At 55.3% G+C, this 23,596-nt stretch carries 23 protein-coding genes; 9 read left to right on the forward strand and 14 right to left on the reverse strand.

Annotated features, from left to right (window positions below; translation table 11 throughout):
• Window positions 1–17: 17 nt before the first annotated feature.
• The 8 genes from OGM59_06785 to OGM59_06820 form a co-directional block, all read right to left on the reverse strand.
• A complete protein-coding gene (locus OGM59_06785; GenBank protein ID UYI90407.1) occupies window positions 18–1,415 on the reverse strand; it encodes a uracil-xanthine permease family protein in 1,398 nt (465 codons plus the stop codon).
• A gap of 36 nt (window positions 1,416–1,451) precedes the next feature.
• Window positions 1,452–2,084, reverse strand: a complete 633-nt coding sequence (upp, locus tag OGM59_06790) for a uracil phosphoribosyltransferase (protein ID UYI90408.1) — start codon at window positions 2,082–2,084, stop codon at window positions 1,452–1,454.
• A gap of 27 nt (window positions 2,085–2,111) precedes the next feature.
• Window positions 2,112–2,651, reverse strand: coding sequence for a hypoxanthine phosphoribosyltransferase (hpt, locus tag OGM59_06795; protein ID UYI90409.1), 540 nt, complete (start codon window positions 2,649–2,651; stop codon window positions 2,112–2,114).
• Entirely contained in the window at window positions 2,651–3,643 is a 993-nt protein-coding gene (locus OGM59_06800) for an ABC transporter permease (GenBank protein ID UYI90410.1), read from the reverse strand. Before OGM59_06800 ends, hpt begins: the two co-directional genes overlap by 1 nt.
• Entirely contained in the window at window positions 3,643–4,746 is a 1,104-nt protein-coding gene (locus tag OGM59_06805; protein UYI90411.1) for an ABC transporter permease, read from the reverse strand. Before OGM59_06805 ends, OGM59_06800 begins: the two co-directional genes overlap by 1 nt.
• Complete coding sequence (locus OGM59_06810; protein ID UYI90412.1) at window positions 4,739–6,280, reverse strand: ABC transporter ATP-binding protein; 1,542 nt, start codon at window positions 6,278–6,280, stop codon at window positions 4,739–4,741. The genes OGM59_06805 and OGM59_06810 overlap by 8 nt, the downstream gene beginning before the upstream one ends.
• A 93-nt stretch (window positions 6,281–6,373) precedes the next feature.
• A complete protein-coding gene (locus OGM59_06815; GenBank protein ID UYI90413.1) occupies window positions 6,374–7,615 on the reverse strand; it encodes a BMP family ABC transporter substrate-binding protein in 1,242 nt (413 codons plus the stop codon).
• Window positions 7,616–7,671: 56 nt separating this feature from the next.
• Window positions 7,672–8,250 (reverse strand): xanthine phosphoribosyltransferase, encoded by a 579-nt coding sequence (locus OGM59_06820; protein ID UYI90414.1) that lies wholly within the window; start codon window positions 8,248–8,250, stop codon window positions 7,672–7,674.
• A 180-nt stretch (window positions 8,251–8,430) separates the two neighbouring features.
• Here OGM59_06820 and OGM59_06825 point away from each other — a divergent pair, with 180 nt between their 5' ends.
• The 3 genes from OGM59_06825 (at window position 8,431) to OGM59_06835 (ending at window position 11,557) form a co-directional block, all read left to right on the forward strand.
• The gene (locus tag OGM59_06825) at window positions 8,431–9,996 is read left to right on the forward strand and encodes a ClC family H(+)/Cl(-) exchange transporter (protein ID UYI90415.1); all 1,566 of its coding nucleotides are present in this window, start codon (window positions 8,431–8,433) and stop codon (window positions 9,994–9,996) included.
• Between the two features lie 62 nt (window positions 9,997–10,058).
• The gene (locus OGM59_06830) at window positions 10,059–11,042 is read left to right on the forward strand and encodes a CehA/McbA family metallohydrolase (GenBank protein ID UYI90416.1); all 984 of its coding nucleotides are present in this window, start codon (window positions 10,059–10,061) and stop codon (window positions 11,040–11,042) included.
• Window positions 11,030–11,557, forward strand: a complete 528-nt coding sequence (locus tag OGM59_06835; protein UYI90417.1) for a M48 family metallopeptidase — start codon at window positions 11,030–11,032, stop codon at window positions 11,555–11,557. Before OGM59_06830 ends, OGM59_06835 begins: the two co-directional genes overlap by 13 nt.
• 41 nt (window positions 11,558–11,598) lie before the next feature.
• Here the strand turns inward: OGM59_06835 and OGM59_06840 are convergent, their stop codons facing one another.
• Both OGM59_06840 and OGM59_06845 read right to left on the reverse strand, forming a co-directional pair.
• Window positions 11,599–12,543, reverse strand: a complete 945-nt coding sequence (locus OGM59_06840; GenBank protein UYI90418.1) for a CehA/McbA family metallohydrolase — start codon at window positions 12,541–12,543, stop codon at window positions 11,599–11,601.
• A complete protein-coding gene (locus OGM59_06845; protein ID UYI90419.1) occupies window positions 12,540–12,983 on the reverse strand; it encodes a hypothetical protein in 444 nt (147 codons plus the stop codon). The genes OGM59_06840 and OGM59_06845 overlap by 4 nt, the downstream gene beginning before the upstream one ends.
• Before the next feature lie 92 nt (window positions 12,984–13,075).
• Here OGM59_06845 and OGM59_06850 point away from each other — a divergent pair, with 92 nt between their 5' ends.
• Window positions 13,076–13,957, forward strand: coding sequence for a hypothetical protein (locus tag OGM59_06850; GenBank protein ID UYI90420.1), 882 nt, complete (start codon window positions 13,076–13,078; stop codon window positions 13,955–13,957).
• Between the two features lie 59 nt (window positions 13,958–14,016).
• Here the strand turns inward: OGM59_06850 and OGM59_06855 are convergent, their stop codons facing one another.
• Genes OGM59_06855 through OGM59_06870 form a run of 4 tightly spaced genes read right to left on the reverse strand, consistent with a single transcriptional unit; the run spans window position 14,017 to window position 18,688 of the window.
• Window positions 14,017–15,456, reverse strand: a complete 1,440-nt coding sequence (locus tag OGM59_06855) for a radical SAM protein (GenBank protein ID UYI90421.1) — start codon at window positions 15,454–15,456, stop codon at window positions 14,017–14,019.
• A gap of 20 nt (window positions 15,457–15,476) precedes the next feature.
• On the reverse strand, window positions 15,477–17,165 hold the full coding sequence (argS, locus tag OGM59_06860) for an arginine--tRNA ligase (GenBank protein UYI90422.1): 1,689 nt from the start codon (window positions 17,163–17,165) through the stop codon (window positions 15,477–15,479).
• Between the two features lie 3 nt (window positions 17,166–17,168).
• Window positions 17,169–17,627 (reverse strand): DUF1934 domain-containing protein, encoded by a 459-nt coding sequence (locus OGM59_06865; protein UYI90423.1) that lies wholly within the window; start codon window positions 17,625–17,627, stop codon window positions 17,169–17,171.
• Complete coding sequence (locus OGM59_06870) at window positions 17,624–18,688, reverse strand: D-alanine--D-alanine ligase (protein UYI90424.1); 1,065 nt, start codon at window positions 18,686–18,688, stop codon at window positions 17,624–17,626. The genes OGM59_06865 and OGM59_06870 overlap by 4 nt, the downstream gene beginning before the upstream one ends.
• 217 nt (window positions 18,689–18,905) lie before the next feature.
• Here OGM59_06870 and OGM59_06875 point away from each other — a divergent pair, with 217 nt between their 5' ends.
• From OGM59_06875 to OGM59_06895, 5 genes are all read left to right on the forward strand, one after another.
• The gene (locus tag OGM59_06875; protein UYI90425.1) at window positions 18,906–19,739 is read left to right on the forward strand and encodes a hypothetical protein; all 834 of its coding nucleotides are present in this window, start codon (window positions 18,906–18,908) and stop codon (window positions 19,737–19,739) included.
• Window positions 19,740–20,071: 332 nt separating this feature from the next.
• Complete coding sequence (gene serC, locus OGM59_06880; GenBank protein ID UYI90426.1) at window positions 20,072–21,154, forward strand: 3-phosphoserine/phosphohydroxythreonine transaminase; 1,083 nt, start codon at window positions 20,072–20,074, stop codon at window positions 21,152–21,154.
• The gene (locus OGM59_06885) at window positions 21,154–22,317 is read left to right on the forward strand and encodes a phosphoglycerate dehydrogenase (GenBank protein ID UYI90427.1); all 1,164 of its coding nucleotides are present in this window, start codon (window positions 21,154–21,156) and stop codon (window positions 22,315–22,317) included. Before serC ends, OGM59_06885 begins: the two co-directional genes overlap by 1 nt.
• A 227-nt stretch (window positions 22,318–22,544) precedes the next feature.
• Window positions 22,545–22,844 carry a thiamine-binding protein gene (locus OGM59_06890; GenBank protein UYI90428.1) on the forward strand — a complete coding sequence of 100 codons (300 nt, stop codon included), beginning with the start codon at window positions 22,545–22,547 and terminating at the stop codon, window positions 22,842–22,844.
• Window positions 22,813–23,595, forward strand: coding sequence for an ABC transporter permease (locus OGM59_06895; GenBank protein ID UYI90429.1), 783 nt, complete (start codon window positions 22,813–22,815; stop codon window positions 23,593–23,595). Before OGM59_06890 ends, OGM59_06895 begins: the two co-directional genes overlap by 32 nt.
• The last annotated feature ends 1 nt before the right edge of the window (window position 23,596 follow it).

Consider the following 23,596-nt stretch of genomic DNA (forward strand, 5'->3'; position numbering starts at 1 on the left):
TGCAATTTTGATTTGGCTTACTCAGCCTTGGCCTCTGCCTTATTGTCCTTAGTGGACTTTACATCCGCAGCGGACTGCTTGGAGAAGTCATAGTCCTTACCGGGGAAGATGGCGTTCAGGATAATACCGGCCAGCGCAGCCACAGCCAGCGCAGACAGGTTAATGTCGAACTGCCCGATATGGAAGCTTACACCGTCACCCAAGCCCAGTGCGCACACCAGGATGACAGCGGCGATGATGGTGTTTCTCGGCTTGGAGAAGTCTACCTTATTCTCTACCACATTACGGATACCAATGGCGGAGATCATGCCGTACAGCACAAAGGAGATACCGCCAACAATGGCTGCGGGCATAGAGTCAATCAGCGCAGCAAACTTGGGAGAGAAGGAGAACAGAATGGCGAAGTACGCAGCGATACGAATGACTCTGGGGTCATACACTTTAGACAGCGCCAGCACGCCGGTGTTCTCACCGTAAGTGGTATTGGCGGGGCCGCCGAACAACGCAGACATGGTGGTGGCCAAGCCGTCACCGGCCAAAGAACGGTGCAGACCGGGATCGGCAATATAATTCTTGCCGCAGGTGGCGCCGATGGCGGAAATATCACCGATGTGCTCCATCATGGTTGCCAGTGCGATAGGCATAATGGCAATGATGGCAGTTACGGCCTTACCGGTATCATGCACACCGCCGAACACGGTAGAGCTCCAGTGAATGGGCAGACCCACCCAGGCCGCTTCCTTAACAGAAGAAAAGTCAATAGCAAAGCTTTCTACGCCAAAGCCGTTACCGACGATACCGGCCACTGCATAGGCGCCGAGAATACCAATGAGAATGGGAATAATCTTGGCCATGCCCTTACCGAACACATTCACCACGATCACAATACCCAAAGCAATCAGTGCCAGCCACCAGTTATTTTTGCAGTTGGAAATAGCGGTGGGTGCCAGGCCCAAACCGATAGCCACAATGATGGGGCCGGTTACAACCGGCGGGAAGAAACGCATCACCTTATTGATGCCGATAATCTTGATGATGGTGGCCAACACCAGATACAGCAAACCGGCGCAAGCCACGCCCACGCAGGCATAGGGCAGCATTTCCGTGTTGGCAATGGTCAGCTCGCCGTTGGCGTCCGGCAGTTTGGGTGCTACCGTGGCATAACCGCCAAGGAACGCAAAGGAGCTGCCCAGGAAAGCAGGCACCTTAAATTTGGTGAACACATGGAACAGCAGGGTACCCAGACCGGCCATCAGCAAGGTGGTGGCAATATCCAACCCGGTAATCAACGGCACCAGCACGGTGGCGCCGAACATAGCAAACATGTGCTGGAAGCCCAGCAGCAGCATCCGCGGCGTACCCAGCTGGCGCGCATCGTAAATGCCCTTAGAAAAATCGACTTTGTTTTTTGACATAGAAATTAAATTCCCTTCTTTTCAACAGATCACTTCTTATTTGGTGCCGAAGATACGGTCGCCGGCATCGCCCAAACCGGGAACAATGTAGCCGTTCTCGTTCAGATGATCGTCCATACCTGCGCAGAAAATATCCACATCCGGATGCGCCTTCTTCAGGGCCTCCAGACCCTCCGGCGCAGCGATAATGCACAGGAACTTTACACTGCGGGGGTGACGCTTTTTGATCTGGCCGATGGCATCAATGGCGCTGCCGCCGGTTGCCAGCATGGGATCCAGTACAAACACATCTCGCTGACCGATGTCGCCCGGCAGCTTGCAATAATACTCTACCGGCTCCAAAGTCTCCTCGTTACGATACAGACCGATGTGACCCACACGAGCGGCGGGCACCAGGCGCAAAGCACCGTCTACCATACCCAGACCGGCACGGAGAATGGGCACAAACGCCAGCTTACGGCCGGCAAGCACCTTACAGTCGGCCACGCCGCAGGGGGTGGTCACCTGCTTGTCCTCCAGAGGCAGATCACGGGTGGCGTCATACATCATCAGCATGGCGATCTCGTTGACCAGCTCACGGAACTCCATGGTGCTGGTGTCCACATCACGCAGAATGCTCAACTTGTGCTGGATCAGCGGGTGATCCATAATGACTACTTTTCTGTCCATTGCGGTTCCTCCTAAAAATATAATAAATTATTTTTCGTAAACAGAGCGTTTCAACTGACCGATATACGGCAAGTTGCGGTAGCGCTGGTCAAAATCCAGGCCGTAGCCCACCACAAACTCGTCCGGCACACTGGTGCCCACATAATCCGCCTTTAAGTCTACCACGCGGCGCTCCGGTTTATCCAGCAAAGTAGCCACGCGAATGCTGGCCGGGTGGCGGGTACGCAGCATATCGCAAACATAGGAGAGGGTGCGCCCGCTGTCCAGAATATCCTCCACCAGCAGCACATCGTAGTTCTCCAATTCAATATCAATGTCCTTCACAATCTTTACCACGCCGCTGGAGCGGGTGTCACCGCCGTAGCTGGACACGGCTAAAAAGTCCAGCTTACAGGGCAGCTGTATCTCACGGATCAGGTCCGCCATAAACAGCACGGAGCCTTTTAAAATACCCACCACCAACAGATTTTTGCCGGCGTAGTCCGTAGTAATCTGGGCGCCCAGACGGGCATTGATTTGGTGCAGCTCTTCTTCAGACACCAGCACCCGTTCAATATTCTCGTGCATCAGCGTTCCTCCCGGAAATAGGACAGACCAAGGGCGGCCGGTCCCTGATTTTCTTTCTTCTTGCGCATAGAGGTAACGATCAATACCAGGATCGTCACCACATAGGGCAGCATCTTAAACAGCTCCTGCTTGCTCAGATCCAGGCCGGGGATAAACAGATACACAATATACAGGAACCCGAACAGGATAGAGCCGAAGATAGCCAGGTTGGGTCGCCAAATGGCGAAAATCACCAAAGCGATGGCCAGCCAGCCACGGTCACCGAAGCCGTCGTTGGACCACACGCCGCAGGCGTAGTCCATTACATAATACAGACCGCCCAGCCCGGCGATCATACTGCCGATGCAGGTAGCCATATACTTGGAGCGCTCCACATTGATACCCGCAGCGTCTGCGGTGGCCGGGTTTTCGCCCACGGCACGCAGGTGCAGGCCGCCCCGAGTGCGCTTTAAGAACACGGCGCACACAATGGCGATCACAATGGAAACATAGGCGAGAAAACCGTAGCTCAAGAACATCTCGCCAAAGGCGCCCATTTTCTCTGCAATAGGCAGATGGGCGCGGAAGTAGGTGCTGGTGCGGGTCAGGGCAACAGACGGGATGTCACTGCCGGTGAGCTGCACCATAGAGGCACCGAAAAAGTTACCGAATCCAACGCCAAAGGTGGTGATGGCCAAACCGGTTACATTCTGGTTGGCCCGCAGGGTCACGGTCAAGAAACAATACAGCAGCCCCATCAGCAGGGAGCCGAAGAGCGTACAGATCAACGGGATCAGCACAGCCAAAAACGGATTAAGCTCCGTTACATGCTGCTCATACAGAAACGAGCCGATCACGCCGCTGATACCGCCCACATACATAATACCGGGAATACCCAGGTTCAGGTTGCCAGATTTCTCCGTCAAGATCTCACCGGTGGCGCCGAACAGAATCGGCACGCCCTGCATCACGGCACGCTGGAACAGCGTGACCCAAGTCGCTAAACTAAACATCAGGCGGCCTCCTTCCGATTGCGGCGGAACTTCAGCTCATAATTGATAAAGAACTCGCTGCCGATAATAAAGAACAGGATAATACCCGTAATAATTTCTGAGAACGATTGGTCCAGCATAAAAACGGTAGAGATCTCGTCTGCGCCCTTTTGCAGGAACACCAGCAGGAACGAGGTGAGGATCATATACGCCGGGCTGAACTTGGCCAGCCAAGACACCATAATGGCAGTAAAGCCCCGGTTGTCTGCGGTGGTGGTGGTAATGGTGTGATCCGTGCCGCCCACCAGCAGCAGGCCGGCAATGCCGCAAACGGCGCCGGACAGGGCCATGGTGCGCAGAATCACTTTCTTAACATTGATACCGATATAGCGGGCGGTGTTTACACTCTCGCCCACCACGGAGATCTCATAACCGTGCTTGCTGTACTTTAAATAAATGGACATAAAGACGGTCAGCGCCAGCACAATGAGAATATTCAGCAAATAGTCGTGCTCGCCGAGCACCGGCAACCAACCGGCGCGGGTGGTCTGGTTGATAATACCGATCTTGCCGGAGCCCTTAGGCACCTCCCAGCGAATGACGAAATACGCCACCAGCTGAATGGCTACATAGTTCATCATCAGGGTGAATAAGGTCTCGTTGGTATTATACTGCGCCTTAAAAAATGCGGGGATCAGCGCCCAAATGGCACCGGCCAGCATACTGGCTACGATCATCGTCAATATCAGCAGCGCATTGGGGATCTTGCCACCCAGGCAGATCATACACGCCGCCGTTGCCAGACCGCCGATCAGCACCTGACCCTCGCCGCCGATGTTCCAAAACCGCATTTTGAACGCAGGGGTCAACGCCAGGGACACGCACAGCAGCATAGCCAAACTTTGCAGCAGGTTCCATATCCGGCGGGGGGTGCTAAAGGCACCACGAAACATGGTGGCATACACCTGGAACGGATTTTCATGGGTCAAAAACACAGTCAGCGCCGCACATGCCACCAGCGCCAGTACAATGGCACCGATGCGAATGGCCCAGGACAGATACCAGGGCAGTGCCGCCCGCTTGGCAATGTGAAAGAGCGGCTCTTTGGTCTTATTCTTATGCATGGGTCTCGCCCTCCTCCTTCACACGCTTGGTCATCAGGATACCCAGCTCCTCCTTGGTGGCGGACGGACCGTCCACAATGCCGGTAATCCGGCCGGAGTTCAGTACCATAATGCGGTCACACAGTTCCACCAGCACATCCAGATCCTCGCCCACGAAGATCACGGACACACCGCTTTCCTTCTGCTTTTGCAGCAGATTATAGATCATATAAGAGGAGTTGATGTCCAACCCGCGCACGGGATAGGCCACCATCAACACCGTGGGGTGCTGGGCGATCTCTCGGCCCACCAACACCTTTTGCACATTACCGCCGGACAGTCGGCGCACCGGGGTGTTGGCATCCGGGGTGACGATCTCCAGACTTTTAATGATATTCTCCGCCAGGTCCTTAGGACGCTTGCGCTCCAGAAAAGCCGTATGACCGCGCTTGTAGCTGCGCAGCATCATGTTGTCCACAATATCCATATTGCCCACCAGGCCCATACCCAGTCGGTCCTCCGGCACAAAGGACAAAGCGATACCCAAACTGCGAATGGCCTTGGGGCTTTTGCCTACCAGGTTCACCGCCTGGCCGTCTGACGGCTTATACACAATGCTGGAGCCTTTTTCGCTGGCTTGTAAACCGGCAATGGCCTCCAGCAGCTCCTTTTGGCCGCAGCCGGAGATACCGGCTATGCCCAGGATCTCGCCGCCGTTGGCGGTAAAGTTTACATCCTCCAGCACATGGGCACCCTCTTTGTTGCGCACGGTCAGGTGCTCCACTCGCAGCCGCTCCTGTGGGTCCTTGGGCGCGGTGCGCTCAATGTGCAAATCGATTTTTTCGCCCACCATCATTTCGGTCAGGGACTGCTCCGTTGCATCCTTGGTGGCTACATTGCCCACATTCTTGCCCTTGCGCAAAATCACCACCCGGTCGGAAATTTCCAATACCTCGTGAAGTTTATGGGTGATGATGATAATGGACTTGCCGTCCTCCCGCATACGCCGCAACACATCAAACAGTCGCCGGGTCTCCTGCGGGGTCAATACAGCGGTGGGCTCGTCCAAAATCAGAATATTGGCGCCGCGATACAGCACCTTTATAATCTCGACCGTCTGCTTCTCAGAAACAGACATCTCGTATATTTTCTTTTTTAAATCCACGGCAAAACCGTAACGCTCGGTGATCTGCCGCACTTTTTTCTCAGCCTCAGCCAAGTTAAATTTTTCTTCATCGTGCATACCCAGCACGATATTTTCCGTGGCCGTAAACACATCCACTAGCTTAAAATGCTGGTGGATCATACCAATATTGTACTTAAATGCGTCTTTGGGAGAGCGGATCACCACTTCTTCCCCATTGACAAAGATCTGCCCGGCATCCGGAAAATAAATACCGGCCAGCATATTCATTAAGGTGGTCTTGCCGCTGCCGTTCTCACCCAGGACAGAGAGGATCTCGCCCTTCTCTACCGTCAGAGAGCAGTCGGAATTGGCAACGATGGAGCCGAATGTTTTGGTAATCCCCTTCAGCTCAACAGCAGGTACGCCCATGGTCTACCTCCGCAAAATAAAGTTCCTATATACAACACTACCGTGACCGCAAAAATTGCGGTCACGGGTGTTTGTAAACTGTGCTGTTTTAGATTACTGCTTCTTGTCCAGCAGCTTGATACCGTCGATCTGCACATCAAAGTAGGGGGCAGAACGAGCAGTAGACTCAGCGAAGTAGCCGTCCTTAACAACCTCGGTGTCCGGGGTGTACTTGGCATCGGTGTCTACATCCGCCTTATAGGAATCCAGCTTCTTGCCGTTTACGGTGAAGGCGGAGGTGTCAAACACATGAAGAGAACCGTCTTCCAGCTTCTTCTTGGCGGCGTCAATGGCCTCCTGGGTGCCGGCAGCGGCAGCCTTGGTGTTTACATCGGTCAGTTCCACAGAGCCGGTGGACAGAGTACCGGTCCAGTCCGCGTCAATGGTCTTGCCCTCAGCCACGCACTTGATGGCATACTCATAGTACGGCTCCCAGTTGATGCGGGAAGATACGATGAAGGTGTTGGGGCAAGCGGAGATGGTGCTACCGTTGTAAGACACATTGGGAACACCGGCGGACTCACAAGCAGTGGGTGCGCCCATAGAGTCGGCGTGCTGGCTGATCAGCTTGCAGCCGTCCTTAATCAGCTTGTTGGCAGCTTCCTTCTCGGCAGCCTCGTCGTACCAAGAACCGGTAAAGGTAACTTCCATGGTAACGGAGGGGCATACAGAGCGTGCGCCCAGGAAGAAGGAGGTGTAGCCGGAGATCACTTCGGCATAGGTGAAGGCGCCTACATAGCCCATCTTGGCCTCGTCCTTTTTGAACTCGCCATTCTCGATCATCTCGTTGAGCTTCATACCGGCGGCAATACCTGCCAGGTAACGGCCCTCATAGATGGAGGCAAAAGCGTTGTGGTAGTTGGCCAGACCCTCGGTGTGAGCTCTGGTGCCGGTGGAGTGGCAGAACTGCACATTGGGGTACTTCTTGGCAGCCTCAATGATGTAAGGCTCGTGACCGAAGCTGTCTGCAAAGATAATGTTGCAGCCCTGCTCCGCCAGGTCTACTGCTGCGTCATAAGCTTCCTGACCCTCCGGGATCTGGGTCTTGTACAGCTTCTGTGCGCCGGTGATGCCCAGCTTCTCGCAGGCAGCGTCCGCAGCCTTAATAAAGTTCAGGTCATAGGTAGAGTTCTTGTCGTGCAGGAAGATGAAGCCAACCTTCAATTTGCTGGTTGCAGAATTGGTGGTGTCTTCTTTCTTCTTGGTGTCGCCGCTGTTAGAAGAGCAGGCGGTGAATACGCCTACAACGAACAGGACACTGAGAAGAACTGCAAGTACTTTTTTTGCCATTTTCATTCTCGATTCCTCCGAAAAAAATATTTATTATCAGAGCGCACGCTCAAATAACCGCTTTAATCCCGAAAACAGATCTGCCCGGTGGTGTGGTCCATGGACTCCACGATGGCCAGGGACTCCACCCGAACGCCCTCGGCACGCAGCTGATCGCCGCCGTGCTGGTAGCCCTTCTCGATCACGGTGCCGCAGCCCACCAGGGTGGCGCCGCTTTGGTGCACCAGGTCGATGAGCCCCCGCAGGGCATTGCCCACCGCCAGGAAGTCGTCTACGATCAGCACCCGATCCTCCGGGGTCAAAAACCGCTTGGACACCATCACATCATAGGTCGTGCCGTGGGTAAAGGACGCCACCTGGGTCTTATACACATCGCCGGCAATGTTCTTGGTCTTGCTCTTTTTGGCAAATACCAAGGGGCAGGCGAACTCCAGCGCTACCACGCTGCCCACGGCAATGCCGGAGGCCTCAATGGTGAGAATTTTGTTCACCCCGGCGGCCTTATAAAGACGGTGGAACTCCCGCCCCACCTCTTTCATAAACGGAAAGTCGATCTGGTGGTTCAAAAAGCAATCCACCTTAAGAATATTACCTTCATAGACCTCGCCCTCGGCGAGAATTTTCTTTTTTAATGCTTCCATCCTAAAATCCTTGTCGAAACAGAAATAAAATGATAGAATTATGATAATACGAAAGCCCCCGATTTGCAAGGTCGATTTGTATGTTGACACCAAATTTTAACTTTTTTTGCAAATCGGCGAATTTATGCTATAATTATTTAGTAAATTTCAACAAGGGAATAGGCGTTTGCCTGCAAATTTATGAGAAAAAAAGAAAAATCTACCTTTCGCAAAATCGAACATCACCGCACAGAGACCTTCTTCCTCATTGTGCGCGGGCTGGAAGTGGGCGTGGTTGCCGGTTTGGTGTCCGCTCTCTACCGCTTTCTGCTCAGCAAAGCGGAAAGCGCCAACCATGCGGTACTCACCGCCATTGCCGGCAAGCCGCTGTACATTGCACTGTTCTTAGCGGCACTGGCGGGGATCGGCTACCTGGTCTCTCAGCTGGTGCGATGGCAGCCTCTGTCGTCCTCCAGCGGTATTCCCCAAATCACCGGGGAAATTCGCGGTCACCTGGACGCCCCCTGGTGGCAAGTGCTGTTGGCGAAGATCGCCGGCGGCACCCTGTCCATTCTCAGCGGACTGAGCCTGGGGCGCGAAGGCCCCAGTATTCAGCTGGGTGGTATGGCGGCCAAAGGGATTGCCAAGGTTACCAAGGCGGACAAAACCACGCAGCTGCGCATGATCAGCTGCGGCGGCGGTGCCGGACTGGCAGCGGCATTTAACGCCCCGCTGGCGGGCATGATGTTCACCCTGGAGGAGATTCATAAAACCCTGGACGGCAACATTCTGTGCATGGGCATTGTGTCTACCATTACGGCAGACTATATCTCCAAGCTGTTTTTCGGTCAAAACACGGTGTTCCACTACACCACCGCCGACATTCCGTTAAAGAGCTACTGGATTCTGCTGCTATTAGGGATCGTGCTGGGGCTGGCCGGCGTGGGCTACAATGCCCTCATGTTGCTGGGCCAAAAATGGATCGGCAAGATCAAAGCACCGGTGCGTATGATGCTGGTTTTTGTTTGCAGCGGCGTGCTGGGGCTGTTTGTGCCCCAACTGCTGGGCGGCGGCCACACCATGGTGACCCTGCTGCTGCAAGAGCACCCTACCATTAAAATTCTGATTTTACTGCTGCTGGGCAAATTTCTTTTTTCCCTGCTGTCCTTTGCCTCCGGCGCACCGGGCGGTATCTTCTTCCCGCTGCTGATTCTGGGGACTTACCTGGGCGCCATCTATGCCGAGGCGGCCATTGCCTGGTTTGGGCTGGCGCCGGAACTGTGGCAGGAGCTGGTGGTGGTGTCTATGGCCGGGTTCTTTGCCGCCATTGTGCGTGCGCCCATGACCGGCATTATCCTGGTATTTGAAATGACCGGCAACCTGGACAGTCTGCTGCCGCTGGCAGTGGTGAGCCTGACCAGCTACACGCTGGCAGATCTGCTGGGCAGCACGCCCATTTACACGGCGCTGCTGGAAAATCTGTTGCGCCCGGAGGACAAGGCGGCAGCGCGCCGCAACCGTCCCGGCGAAAAGGTGCTCAAGACCTATGTACTTCCTTTGGGTAGTGCCCTGGACGGCAAGTGCATTAAAGATATTGACTGGGGCCGCCACTGCCTGATCGTCAGCATTGAGCGAGGTGACACGGCCGTGACCCCTAAGGGCGACACCACTCTCCACGCCGGCGACACGCTGGTGGTGATGGTGAGCCAGCGGCGCTTTGCCCGGGACAATGACCGGCTGGAAGCGCTGATCGACCCCAAATCGTAACCCCATCGGCCGGTGCCGACACAGATAAATTGCATCTAAGAACGCATACAGGAGTGAACATTATGGAAAACCGCATTTGGCTCAAAGGCGACACCCACCTGCACACCTGCAACAGCGATGGCAAGCTGACCCCCGGTCAGCTGGTAGAAGCATGCCAGCAGGCAAGGCTGGACTACGCCATTATCACCGACCACAACTACAACACCGTAAAGGCCAGCTATACGGACAAAAATTTGCTGGTGATGCAGGGGCAGGAGATCACCGACGACCTGGGTCACATCAATGTTTGGGGCAAAAAGGTGCCCCAGGATCCGCCGTATATCTTAAAGACCACAGAGGACTATGACGCGGTGCTGGCACCTTGCCGGGAGGCAGGGGCCACCATCTCCGTCAATCACCCGTTTTGCTCTATGTGCGGGTTCCACATGGATCTGGAGCACTTCCACTTTGACTGCGTGGAAGTGTGGAACACCATTCAGCACTCGGATAATATTAAAAATATGAACTGGTGGCACAACCAGCTGCTGCAAGGCAACCACATTGCAGCGGTGGGCGGTTCTGACTTTCACAAGGACATTGGCCCGCTGAAGCTGCTGGCCAACCCCACCACCATTGTGCACACCACCGCCAAAACAGAGGAAGCTGTTTTGCAGGCACTGCGAGAGGGTCGCTCCGTGGTAACCAACAAACCGGGCACCAGTATGATCTACCTGACCGTAGGGGACGCCAATGTGGGCGACACGGTATCCTACGCGCCCGGCCTAACCGGCAAGGTGGCGGTGACAAAGTTCAAAAAAGGCCACACCATCAAGGTGTTTAACAACAACGATGTGATCCTGGAACACACCGCCGCACAAAGCAGCGACCGGATGGAACTGGATTTTGAAATTCGGCAGCCGGGCTTTATTCGGGCAGAAATCGACTACACCTTCCGCCCGGTCATGCGGGCTCTGTACCACACGGTGGAGGAAAAATATCTCCACGCGGATGTGGCCGATCTGCCGCCATTTTTCTGGGCGTTCACCAACCCCATTTGGATTCGCTGATGGAGGGCGTGCATATTACCCGCTCCCGGCGCAAAAGCATAGAGCTGTCCATTGACGATGATCTGCAAATCGCCGTCAAAGCGCCCCTGTGGGTCACCGATCGAGCCATTGATCACTTTATCGCCCAAAAGGCGGACTGGATCAGCCGACAAAAAGCCGCCAAGGCTGCCTACTTACAGGCACATCCGCCCTTAACGGAAGCAGAAGTGGAAGCGCTGCGCCGCCGGGCCAAGGCGGAACTGCCGCCTCGGGTGTCCTATTACAGCCAAATTCTGGGCGTAACCCCCACCGGGATCAAGATAACAAGTGCCAAAAAGCGCTTTGGCTCCTGCAACGGGAAGAACAGCATCTGCTTTTCCCTCTACCTGATGCAGTACCCACAGGCAGCCATAGACTATGTGGTGGTGCACGAGTTGTGTCACATTCGCCACCACGACCACTCCCCTGCCTTTTACCGGCTGGTGGAAAGCGTGCTGCCGGACTACAAAGAGCGGGAGCGCCTGCTGCGCCGCTAAAAGCAAAGAAGCACCGTAACGAAAGCCGTTACGGTGCCTTTTTATTCTGTATAAATGGGAGAAGTGATGGCCAGAGCCTGCTTTTCGCCCCCAACGGTCCCCCACAACTCGCAAATGTACCAGTGTCCCGGCTCCAGGGTCAGCCGGGCGTGGCGCTCGGTGACCGCCGTCTCCAGCACACACTTGTTGCCATTGGTAATAATGCGAATGGTGTCGTAGCTTATCGGCTCGTCACTCTCGTCCTTACGCCGGGCGTGCAGATCCGTAAAAAAGCTGAAGATTACCCGCCCCCGCTTGAGGGTGTCGCCAATGCCGTAAGTTTCGCCCCAACGGTGCACCCGAAAGAAGAATTTGGCGCCGAAGCTAACCACCGTGCGCCCGGCGCGGATGGCCTCCAACGCACAGGCTGCCGTCGGTTCTTCCATATTCAAATAGGTAACCCCAAAGTGCCGATCCGACTGGCGGTGCCAGTCCCGACCGTAGGTGATGGGCAGATGATAGCCCTTGTCCAGCAAGGACTTCCACAGCTCCGTGGCCGGGACGTTTTCGCCGTTGTCCGGGCCAAAAGCATCGTGCCATACCTCCAGGTAATCCACCCGGTTCCAGTCCTGCACATCAAAGGCCCAGCGCCCACCGGTACAGATAGGCGAGCCCAACTGAAACGGATGAGCCACGCCGCACAGGCCGCCGGCTGCGTGCACCTGATCGATCTTATCGTCTATATTGGCAGGCACTGCGTCCCGCCAGTCCACAAAGTCCCTGGCGCCCAGCACCAGCATGTGGCCAAAAAAGGTGGTCCACTCAATGCCCGGCACAGCGGGGGTAATGCTGTCATCCAGCTCCCTGTGGCCGGAGACAGTGTTGTGGTCGGTCAAAGCGATCAACGCCAGGTGGTCATCATACGCACGGCGCAGCAGTTCCGCCACAGAAAAGCTCCCATCGGAATGGACGCTGTGGCAATGAAGTTCGCAAGGCAAATAACTCATTCCGTTTCCTCCCCGATCACACGCACACGGCAAGTCACCGGACACAGCACACAATGGGCGCTGAGTACTGCCTGCCACTGCCCCGGGCGCAATTCGCCGGGCAAAAAGCCGGGCGACGCACTCTCTGCCGTCAGTCGATGGCACTGCTCGGTGGCTCGCCGATGGGCAGCGCCTCGATAGCCCGCCGGATCATCCAAAGACAGGGTGACTAAATTATACACCGGCAAATAGGCATACGGATCCTTTTGCACCACCGCCCGCGCATACCGGGCCAGCGCAGCCTTTACCGCCTCTACCGCCGCCGGCTCCGGTGGGGTGGGCGGATCGTAAGTAAATTCCACCTGCAAGGCCGTCAGCCCGGGCGGAACGGAAAAAGACAAAGCCACATTGGTCTTGTCCGCCTGCGGGTTCAGCACCCGCGTCTCATCAAAAAGCACCATATACAGCGCCCCCTCTTCCCCTTGATTATAACCGATACCGCAGAAATTTGCAATTCCTGTCAAAAGATGTTAAAATAAAGGCGGTGATAACAATGGGAATTGATCTAAAAAATTGGATGCAGAACCTGCCGGACGGCAGCGATCTACTGGCGCTGAACCTGTGCGGCACCCACGACTGCGTGACCCAGCACATTCGACTGCCCCACTTCTTTTGCTGCCAAGACCTAACTGTCTATGAGCAGCTGCTTTTGGGGGTGCGGGCGCTGGATATCCGCGTGCGGGCGGACGGCAAGTGCCTAACCATGGTGCACGGCATATTCCCCGCCTACAACCACTCCTGCCACCGGGCCAACCTGATGGATATGGGCGATGTGCTGTCCCAGTGCTACCGCTTTTTAGACGAATGCCCGGGCGAGGCGGTGGTGTTCCAGTTTAAAAACGACAACGGCAAAGAGAACGAGCAGTGCTTCGACAACCTGTTTTATACCTATATCAAGGGCAAAGAGCCTTATTGGTACTTAGAGGATCGGGTACCCACCTTGGGCGCCGCCCGCGGCAAGCTGGTGCTGATCCGTCGGTGCAAAATGGAGCCTAAGCCGGACTTTACCCGCCACAACACCGGCATTGACTTTTCCACCTGGGTAGAACAGCCAGAGGTGGTTCCCACGGCGCTGCCCCTGTGTACCGGCACGGCAGACTTTATTATACAGGATCGGTTCAAATACAAGCCCAAGCCCCGCTGGACCCAGGTGATCCGGCCGTTCTTAGAGCAACGCACGGCCTTTGGCGGGCAGTATGTGATCAACTACCTGTCCACCGCCGGTGGGCTGAAAGGACCACGGCGCAATGCCAAATATATCAACGCCAAATTTATGGACTATCCGCTGAAAAAGGGCGTGTACTACGGCACCACCTATGTGGACTTTCCCTCCCGGGAGCAGGTGCTGAAGATTGTAGAAACCAATTTTGAATAAGCGCACACAAAAGCGCACGACCATACAGGGTCGTGCGCTTTTTCATTTTATGTTCTCTTTTATTTCTCCGTAGGCAGGGGCAAGTTTTGCAGCTTTTGCACCTCGCCGTCCGTTTTGCCCTCCGGGGTGTCCCGATAATACTGGGTAAAGGGCCGGAAGCGGCTTTTCTCCTCCCAAATGCGCTTGGCGGTAGGCGCCCAGGCGGCAGCGTAAGCATCGCACTTGGCGCACAGCACCTCGGCGCTCTCCGGAGCCAGGAAGTTGGTGGACTTGGCACCGGTTTGGCTGACGATCCGCCGCAGAGCCGCCGGGTTTTCCAGCATGGGACAGGGCCGCAGCATATTGTTATTAAATGGCTGACCCTTGTAATATTCGTAAAACAGCGGCGACTGCAAACATTCTTTAATGCTCTTTTGCCGAATGTTGGAGTCGCTGTAATGGATAAACACACAAGGCTCCGCGTCACCCTCGGAATTGATGTGAAAGTAGTTGCGCCCACCGGCAATACAGCCGCCTACAAACTCCGCGTCGTTTTGGAAATCCACGGTAAAGATCGGCTTGCCGTTCTTGCCGTCCCGCTTCTCTCGAATGGTGCGGTACACATGCTCCCGCTGCTCCGGGGAAAGCAGCAAATTCTGATCTGCGTCGCTGCCCACCGGCATATAGTGGAAGTACCAGGCATAGCGGGCACCGGCCTCAATAAGGGTGTCATAAAAGGCGTCGGAAGTGACCGCTTCGCAGTTTTGCGATGTGTAGCAGACGGACACGCCAAACAAGCAGCCGTGCTTTTTGAGCAGTGCCATGGCCGCCATCGTGTCCCGATAGGAGCCTGCGCCCCGGCGGGCATCCGTGGTCTCTTCGCTGCCCTCTACGGACAGAGCCAGTGCCAAATTACCGCAGGCCTTCATATCCTCACAAAAGGCATCATCCACCAGCGTGCCGTTGGTGAAGGTCAAAAACAGACAGTCCGGGTTCTCCTTTGCTACCGTTATAATATCCGCCTTGCGAATCAGCGGCTCGCCGCCGGTGTACATAAAGAAATGGGTACCCAGTGCCTTGCACTCCCGCACAATGCGACGCATTTCGTCCAAGGTCAGGTTGGACTTATGGCCGTATTCCGCCGCCCAGCAGCCTTTGCAATGGCGATTGCAGGCACTGGTAGGATCCATCAGCACCACCCAGGGAATGTTGCAGTGCTCCTTCTCCCGGTTGGCACGCAGAGCCTTGGTGCCAAAGTAGCCCAGATCAATGGCAAAGGTCAGCGCAATGCGGCGAAACAGAGCCGGGTCCACCTCGTCCAGCCCGCGAAACAGGAATTGGTGCCACACATTGTCCTCATCCTCAATAATCTCAATGGGCTTGGTAAAAGTGCTGGGGGGGAACATTTTGCCGGCCACCAGCTTGCCAACCTTCACCAGCTTCACCAAATTGCGGCGAGGGTTCTTGTACACATAGCGCAGCAGACGGTCGCCTACTGCGTACAAAATTTTTCTGTTCATAGCTTCACCTCAAGCGCCGCTTACATACGCTCCGGCACGCTGATCTTCAGCATAGTAAGTACATTGCGAATGGTATTCTTTACGGCGGTGCACAAATACAGCCGCGCCTGCATCAGCCCCTCATCCTCTACCATGACCCGCTGGGCATTGTAGAATTTGTGGAACAGGGTGGCCAGGTCGATCACATAGTGGGTGATCTTGGCCGGGTCGTAGGTCTTGGCTGCCGTGACCACATCGTCGGTGAGGGCGGCCAAGTGGCGGATCAGCTCCCGCTCCTCCGGCGCCGTCAGCTGCTCCAGCTCCGCGGTAGTGGGGGTGCGCAGGATCACGCCTTCCTCTGCTGCCTTGCGCAAAATAGAGCAAATGCGGGCATGGGCGTACTGCACATAGTACACCGGGTTCTCATTAGAGGTGCTGGCTGCCAGCTCCAGGTCAAAATCGAAGTGGGAGTTTGGCTCCCGCAGGTTAAAGAAGAAGCGGGCCGCATCAATGGGCACTTCCTCCAGCAAGGTATTTAAAGTGATCGCCTTGCCGGAACGCTTAGACAGCTTAATGGTCTCGCCGTCTCGCACCAGGCGCACCATCTGCATAATCACACAATCCAAACGGTTGGCGTCCAGGCCCAGGGCGGTGAGCGCCGCCTTCATCCGCGGCACATAGCCATGGTGATCCGCACCCAGCACATCCACGGCCTTATCATAGCCGCGGGTCACCAGCTTATTATAATGATAAGCAATATCCGGCACAATATAAGTGGGAATGCCATTGGCACGCACCAGCACAATGTCCTTGTCGTTGCCGAATTCGCTGGCCTTGAACCACAAGGCGCCATCCTGCTCATAGGTAACGCCCTTTTCTTTCAATGCGTCAATCACCCGCTGCACAGAGCCGTCCCCATGGAGGGAGGACTCCCTGAACCAGCGGTCATACTGAATGCGGTAGGCGCCCAGGTCCCGCTCCAGCCCGGCAATGTTCTTAGGCAGGGCGTAATCCACCAGCGCCTTGCGCCGCTCCTCTGCGGGCGCGTTCACATACCGGTCGCCGTATTCCTTGATGAAATTCTCGGCGTGCTCCACAATATCCACGCCCTTGTAGGCGTCCTCTGGCAGCTCCACCGCCGGGTCATAATGCTGTAAATAGCGCACTTCCAGGGAAGTGGCGAACTTCTCAATCTGATTGCCGGCGTCGTTCACATAAAACTCCCGCTGCACATCATATCCGGCCCAATCCAGCACCGCTGCCAGGCAGTCGCCGATCGCGCCGCCCCGGGCGTTGCCGATGTGCATAGGCCCGGTGGGATTGGCAGAGACGAACTCCACCAGCACACGCTTGCCCTTGCCGTAATCCGAGCGGCCGTAATTCTCGCCCTGCGCCATCAAATCCTCCAGCACAGCGGCATAAAACCGGTTGCCCAGGAAGAAATTGATAAAGCCGGGACCGGCGATCTCTGCCCGGTCAAACACAGTGTCTGCCAGATCCAGTCGATCCACAATGGCCTGGGCAATCACCCGGGGCGCCTTGTGGAATGCCTTGGCACCGGCCATGGCCACATTGGTGGAGTAGTCGCCGTTTTGGCGCTCCTTGGGCACTTCGATAATAAAGGCAGGCAGGGGTGCCTCGTCCAACACACCGTCCGCCACGGCGCGACCCAAAGCGTCCATAATTTTCTCTTTTAATTCCAATTCCGTTTGCTTAACCAATTTAGACATGGCTCATTCTCCTTGCGACCCGGTGATCCGGTAGTCAATTTTCAGTTGATTTTTAGAGGCCAAAGTGCCGTTAATGTCAATTTCATAACGCAGCTGCACCCGGCCGTCGGCGGCATTCTCCTGAATCTCCACCGCCTTGCCGTAAATGCCCATGAGCACATCGCCGTAAGGCGTACCGTAGCGGCACAAATTCCGCTGCCCTCTGGCAATGGTCAAACAAGAGCCATAGGCGCCGGTACGCAGAATCTCCGCCTCCGTTTGATCCCGGCGCAGGCGCACCTGCACATAAATAGGCTCCTCCGGCGGCTCCTGCTGCTCCGTGTAGCGAAACACCAGCGTCTCCGGCTCCGTTTGCAGCGTACCCACGGTGGTCAGCTCAATCTTGTCGCTGTCGCCGTTCAACCGCTGGGTGCCCACGATCTCCAGCACCACATCCCGGGTGTCCGTCTGCTTCTCCGTCATACGGCACCCCGTTCCAACGCGTAGGCCACCAGCCGATCAATCAGCTCGCTGTATGGCACACCCACCGCCTCAAACAGCTTGGGGTACATACTGATAGGGGTTTGACCGGGAATGGTGTTGATCTCATTGAGCAGCACCTGCTCCCCGTCGTAAGTAACAAAGAAATCCACACGGCTCAGGCCCTCACAGCCCATGGCTCCGTAGGCACGCAAAGCAGCCGCACGCACTTCTTCCAGCTTTTCCGGACTTAGATCCGCCGGAATGTGCAGCTCACTTTGGGGGTTATTATACTTGGCGTCAAAATCATAAAAGTCCGCAGCTGCCACGATCTCGCCTACCTGGGCGGCAATGGGGGTATCGTTGCCCATGACGGCACACTCTACCTCGTGGCCCACAACACACGCTTCCAGCACTGCTTTTTTATCCTCAGCAAAGGCCACTTCCATACCGCGCACCAGGCTCTCCCGATCCGTAGCCTTGGTAATGCCCACAGAAGAACCGGCGTTGGCAGGCTTTACAAAAATCGGATAGCCCAGCTTCTCCTCCGCCGCTTGCAGGCAGCCCTCTCGGTCGCTGTCGTAAGCAAAGCGGGTGTAGGCGCACCACTTGGCCTGGGCAATGCCCACCGCGTCTGCCACGGCGTTGGTCACCGCCTTATCCATACACACACCGGAGGCGGTCGCATCGCACCCTACAAAGGGAATGCCCGCCAGTTGCAGCAGTCCCTGAACGGTGCCGTCCTCGCCGTTCTTGCCGTGGAGCACCGGGAACACTGCGTCCAAACGAATGATGTCGCCCTTAGCGGTCACCACACCGTGCACACTTCGATCCGGGCTGATCCAGGCAGGCACCAAGCTGGAGGAAGTGAGCCACCGGTCCTCCGGCAGCAAGTCAATATCATCATCAAACAGGAACCAACGCCCCTCCTTGGTGATCCCCAGCAAAACCAGGTTATATTTTTCTTTGTCAATGGCAGAGAGAATTCCCTTTGCCGATACGGTGCTGATGTCGTGCTCGGAGGATACGCCGCCGAACAACACACCCAATGTGATTTTATTCATGCAAAACTGCTCCTAAGTCAAAATTGATTATAATATTGTACCACAGAAGATACGCCGGCGCAACCGTCATCTTCTATTAAAATCTATGCCTTTTTAGAAAAAATATCGGCAAAACCAACCACCCTCTACCCAACTTCATAAAAAAGCGTGACAAAGGGGGCAAAAAATGCTATAATACTTTGCACCAAGTAAAAATGACCGAGTAAGGAGTGCCCATATGGAACTGAACCAGGCTTTTGCAACGCTGGAAAAGCAGCTTGCCGCCATCAATACCGAATTGCACTTTAACCGCGAGGCAGGCGCGGAGGACGCCCTGACCTTTGCCGGTGATAACGGGCTGTACCGCCTGCATTATGTAGCAGACAAGCAGCTGCTGGAATTTGACTGCGCCTATGAGAAAGAAAACCCCCAGTGGAGCACCGTCTCCCGTTCGCTGTTTGAGCTGGACGCATTGGACGACCGAGATGTAAAGTCCGTAGCCAACGAGATAAGTGAGGAAGTGCGCTCCCTCTTTGCTAAGAAGAAAAAGGCGGACCTGGACAAGATCAAAATGCCCAAGGCTGTGTCCCGCTCCAAGGCCAAGAACGGTGTTGTCAGCTACGATGTGGACTCCCTGGCCAACCGCTTTGGCGTGCTGTACCCGGATATGAAAGACGAGATCAAGCGTAATATTGCCACCTACGGTGAGTTCCTGCCGGAGACCTTCTTTACCGAATACGGTACGCCCCGGGTGCTGGAAGTGATGCGCTCCGGCCGGGAGGCAGATATTAAAAAGCTGTTTAAGGCGCTTGGCGAGATCTACGAGGACGGCACCAACGAGGTGCAGGACATTATCGGCGTGACCATTTTGGGCGAGATGAAGAATGATCCGCAGCTGATGGAGATCGCCGACCGGTATATGACCGAGTATATGGCCGGCCCTGTGCACGAGATCAACAAGCTCACCGCCAAAAACAACCGGTGGACCAAAAAGCTGAAGAACCCGCCCCCCTATAAACCGAAAAAGCAGAACAATATGCTGCAAAACGCCCTGAACCAGCAGCAGAAATAAAGAATAATTCAAAAGAGCACCTGCATGGTGCTCTTTTTTTTCGTTACGGTGCGGCGAAGCACCACGCCCTACAAGAAAGTTTTTACAAATGCAGGGGTCGATGTGGGCATCGGGTTGCACATTTTTATCTGCCCGCATTTTAGAATACACCTGCCAAATACTGCACACCTGTCCTGCAATTTCGCCAACATTGGCTGCAATTTGTACAATATCGTTAACGATTTATCAATCTGTCGGCTTTTTTTACAAAAATCAGCGGTTTCGCTTGACAAAAAGGTGAACAGCCGTATAATGGTATATACACGATTTGAAATCCAAAGGAGATATTGACTATGGCAAGAGTATGGAATTTTAGCGCAGGACCGTCCACCCTGCCGGAGCAGGTGTTACAAACCGCAGCTGCCGAAATGATGGACTACCAAGGCAGCGGCCAATCCGTTATGGAGATGAGCCACCGCTCTAAAACCTTTGACAAGATCATCAAAGACGCCGAGGCACTGATGCGGGAGCTGTACCAGGTGCCGGACAACTACAAGGTGCTCTTTTTGCAGGGCGGCGCTTCCGCCCAATTCTCTGCCATTCCGCTGAACTTTATGAACGGCAGCGGCAAGGCGGACTATATCATCACCGGCCAGTGGGCCAAGAAAGCCTATCAGGAGGCCCAGAAGTACGGCGATGTGCAGGCCGTGGCCTCCTCTGCGGACAAAACCTTTAGCTATATTCCCAAGACCGCAGCCGCCGATTTCCGGGACGATGCGGACTATGTGTATATTTGTATGAACAACACCATTTACGGCACGGTATATAAGGAGCTGCCGCCGGTGGGCGACAAGGTGCTCATCGCCGATGTGTCCTCCTGTGCTCTGTCCCAACCGCTGGACATCAGCAAATTCGGCATGGTGTACTTCGGCGCTCAAAAGAATGTGGCTCCTGCCGGACTGGTGGTGGCCATTATCCGGGAGGATCTGCTGGGCAACGCACGCCCCACCACCCCGGTGATGATGAACTATAAAGTCCAGGCAGACGCGGACTCCCTTTACAACACGCCCCCCTGCTGGTGCATTTATATCTGCAAACTGGTACTGGAGTGGATCAAAGCGCTGGGCGGCCTGGAAGCGATGGAAAAGCGCAACCGGGAAAAGGCAAAGCTGCTGTATGACTTTCTGGATAACTCCAAGTTGTTCCACGGCACCGTGGTGCCGGAGGACCGCTCCCTGATGAATGTGCCCTTTGTCACCGGCAACGCCGATCTGGACGCCAAATTTGTTAAAGAAGCGGAAGCCGCCGGGCTGGTAAATCTGAAAGGGCACCGTACCGTGGGCGGTATGCGCGCCTCTATCTATAACGCCATGCCTTTAGAGGGCGTACAGGCGCTGGTGACCTTTATGCAAAAGTTTGAGGAGGAGAACTGCTGATGTTTCACATTCAGACCTTAAATAAAATTTCGCCGGTGGGGCTGAACAAATTTGACCCTGCCAACTACACCGTGGACGCACCGGAAACGACGCCGGACGCCATTATGGTGCGCTCCGCCTCCATGCACGATATGGAAATGCCGGAAAGCCTGCTGGCCATCGCCAGAGCCGGTGCCGGGGTTAACAACATTCCTGTGGCCGACTGCGCCCAAAAGGGCATTGTGGTGTTCAACACCCCCGGCGCCAACGCCAACGCGGTAAAAGAACTGGTGCTGTGCGGTATGCTCCTGGCCAGCCGCAAGGTAACCCGCGCCATCGACTGGTGCAAGACCATTAAGGACGAGGGCGACAATGTGCCCAAAACGGTGGAAAAGGGCAAGTCCGCCTTTGCCGGTCCGGAGCTGAAAGGCAAGACCTTGGCAGTGATCGGTCTGGGCGCCATCGGCCGCCTGGTGGCCAACGCCGCCGTGGATCTGGGTATGCAGGTGATCGGCTACGACCCGTTCTTAAAGGACGCCTCTGTACTCAAGCCGGGCGTAACCGTCAACAATGATCTGGATCAGGTGTTCCCCCTGGCAGACTATATCACCGTGCATGTGCCGCTGACCCCGGACACCAAGGAGCTGATCTGTGTCGAAAGCATTGCCAAAATGAAAGATACGGTGCGCGTGATGAACTTTGCCCGTGGCGACCTGGCCAATGCGGACGATGTGGTCGAGGCTTTGGAAGAGGGCAAAATGGCCGCGTATGTTACCGACTTCCCCAGCGCTAAGCTGATTGATGTGGACGGCGTGATCGCCATTCCCCACCTGGGTGCTTCCACCCCGGAGAGCGAGGAGAACTGCGCCTCTATGGGTGCCGAAGAGCTGATTGACTTTTTGGAGCACGGCAATATTCAAAACAGCGTAAACCTGCCCACGGTACACATGGATCCCAACGGCGCTGCTCGCATGACCGTGGTGCACAAGAACCAGCCAAACATGATCGCCACCATTACGGACACCATCAGCAAGGACGGTATGAACATTGCCGCCTTTACCGATAAGAACCGGGGCGAGATCGCTTACAGTATTATTGATACAGACACCGCTTACAGCGCCGGCGTGGTAGCGGATATTGAAAAGATCGACGGTGTGATCCGGGTGCGCGTGATCCAGGATTGACAAAGACCCGGCGCCGCCGTATAATAGAGTTGTTCAAATCAATAAGTCAGGGGTGCCGCAAGGCTGAGATCATACCCTTTGAACCGTACGCTAGCACGCACGGCAGAGACGATTGCTTAGATATTTGCAACTGTGCCCCATTCTGCGTGAATGGGGCTTTTCTTTTGACTTATTGCCACCCACCCCGGCGGGCAACCGCCAAAGCACTTGAAAGGAGAGTATTTTTTATGAAAGCAAGTGTTGCCATTCAGGTTCTGCCAAAGGCAGACAACGACCAGGAACTGGTGCGTATCGTAGACGAAGTGATCGCCTACATCAAGAGCACCGGCCTGCACTGCTCCGTAGGCCCCTTTGAGACCACCATTGAGGGCGAAAGCTACGATCAACTGATGGAGATCGTAACGCAGTGCCAAAAAGTGGCCATTCAAGCCGGTGCGCCCAGCGTATCCGCTTATGTCAAGATCGTGTACAACCCGGAAGGGGAGGTTTTGACCATTGACCAAAAAATTACAAAGCACCACCAATAAGCTGGCGCCCATTTTGGCACTGGCGGTGATCTTAGGTATTTGGTACGCCTGTGCCGGGTTTGAAGTGGTGCCCGCCTACATGCTGCCCTCCCCTACGGATGTGTGGCTGGCGTTTGTGCACAACTTCTCCGTAATGATGTCCCAGGCCAAGGTGACCCTGCAAGAGGCGCTGTACGGACTGGGGATCGGCGTGGCACTGGCATTTATTCTGTCGGCGCTGATGGATCGCTTTCACTTTTTGTATCAAGCCGTCTATCCCGTTCTCATCATTACCCAGACCATACCCACCATTGCCATTGCGCCGCTGCTGGTGCTGTGGATGGGCTTCGGTATGGCGCCGAAGATCACACTGGTGGTGATCACCACCTTCTTCCCCATCTCCATCGGACTCTTAGACGGCTACCGCAGTGCGGACCCGGACGAGGTCAACCTGCTGCGGGCGATGGGTGCCAACCGACTGCAAGTGTTTTGGCACATCAAGCTGCCCTCCGCCACCGGCTCCTTTTTCTCCGGGCTGCGCATCTCCGCCTCCTATGCGGTGGTGGGCGCGGTGATCTCCGAGTGGTTAGGCGGTTTTGAGGGACTGGGGGTCTATATGACCCGGGTAAAGAAAGCCTATGCCTTTGACAAAATGTTTGCTGTCATTGTGTTCATCTCCGTCATCAGCCTGCTGCTGATGGCACTGGTGGCACTGGCGCAGCGGCTGGCAATGCCCTGGGCAAACAAAGGAACAACGAAAGGAAAAGAATAAG

This window comes from Oscillospiraceae bacterium (genome assembly GCA_025757685.1).
Classification (GTDB): Bacteria; Bacillota; Clostridia; order Oscillospirales; family Acutalibacteraceae; genus CAG-217.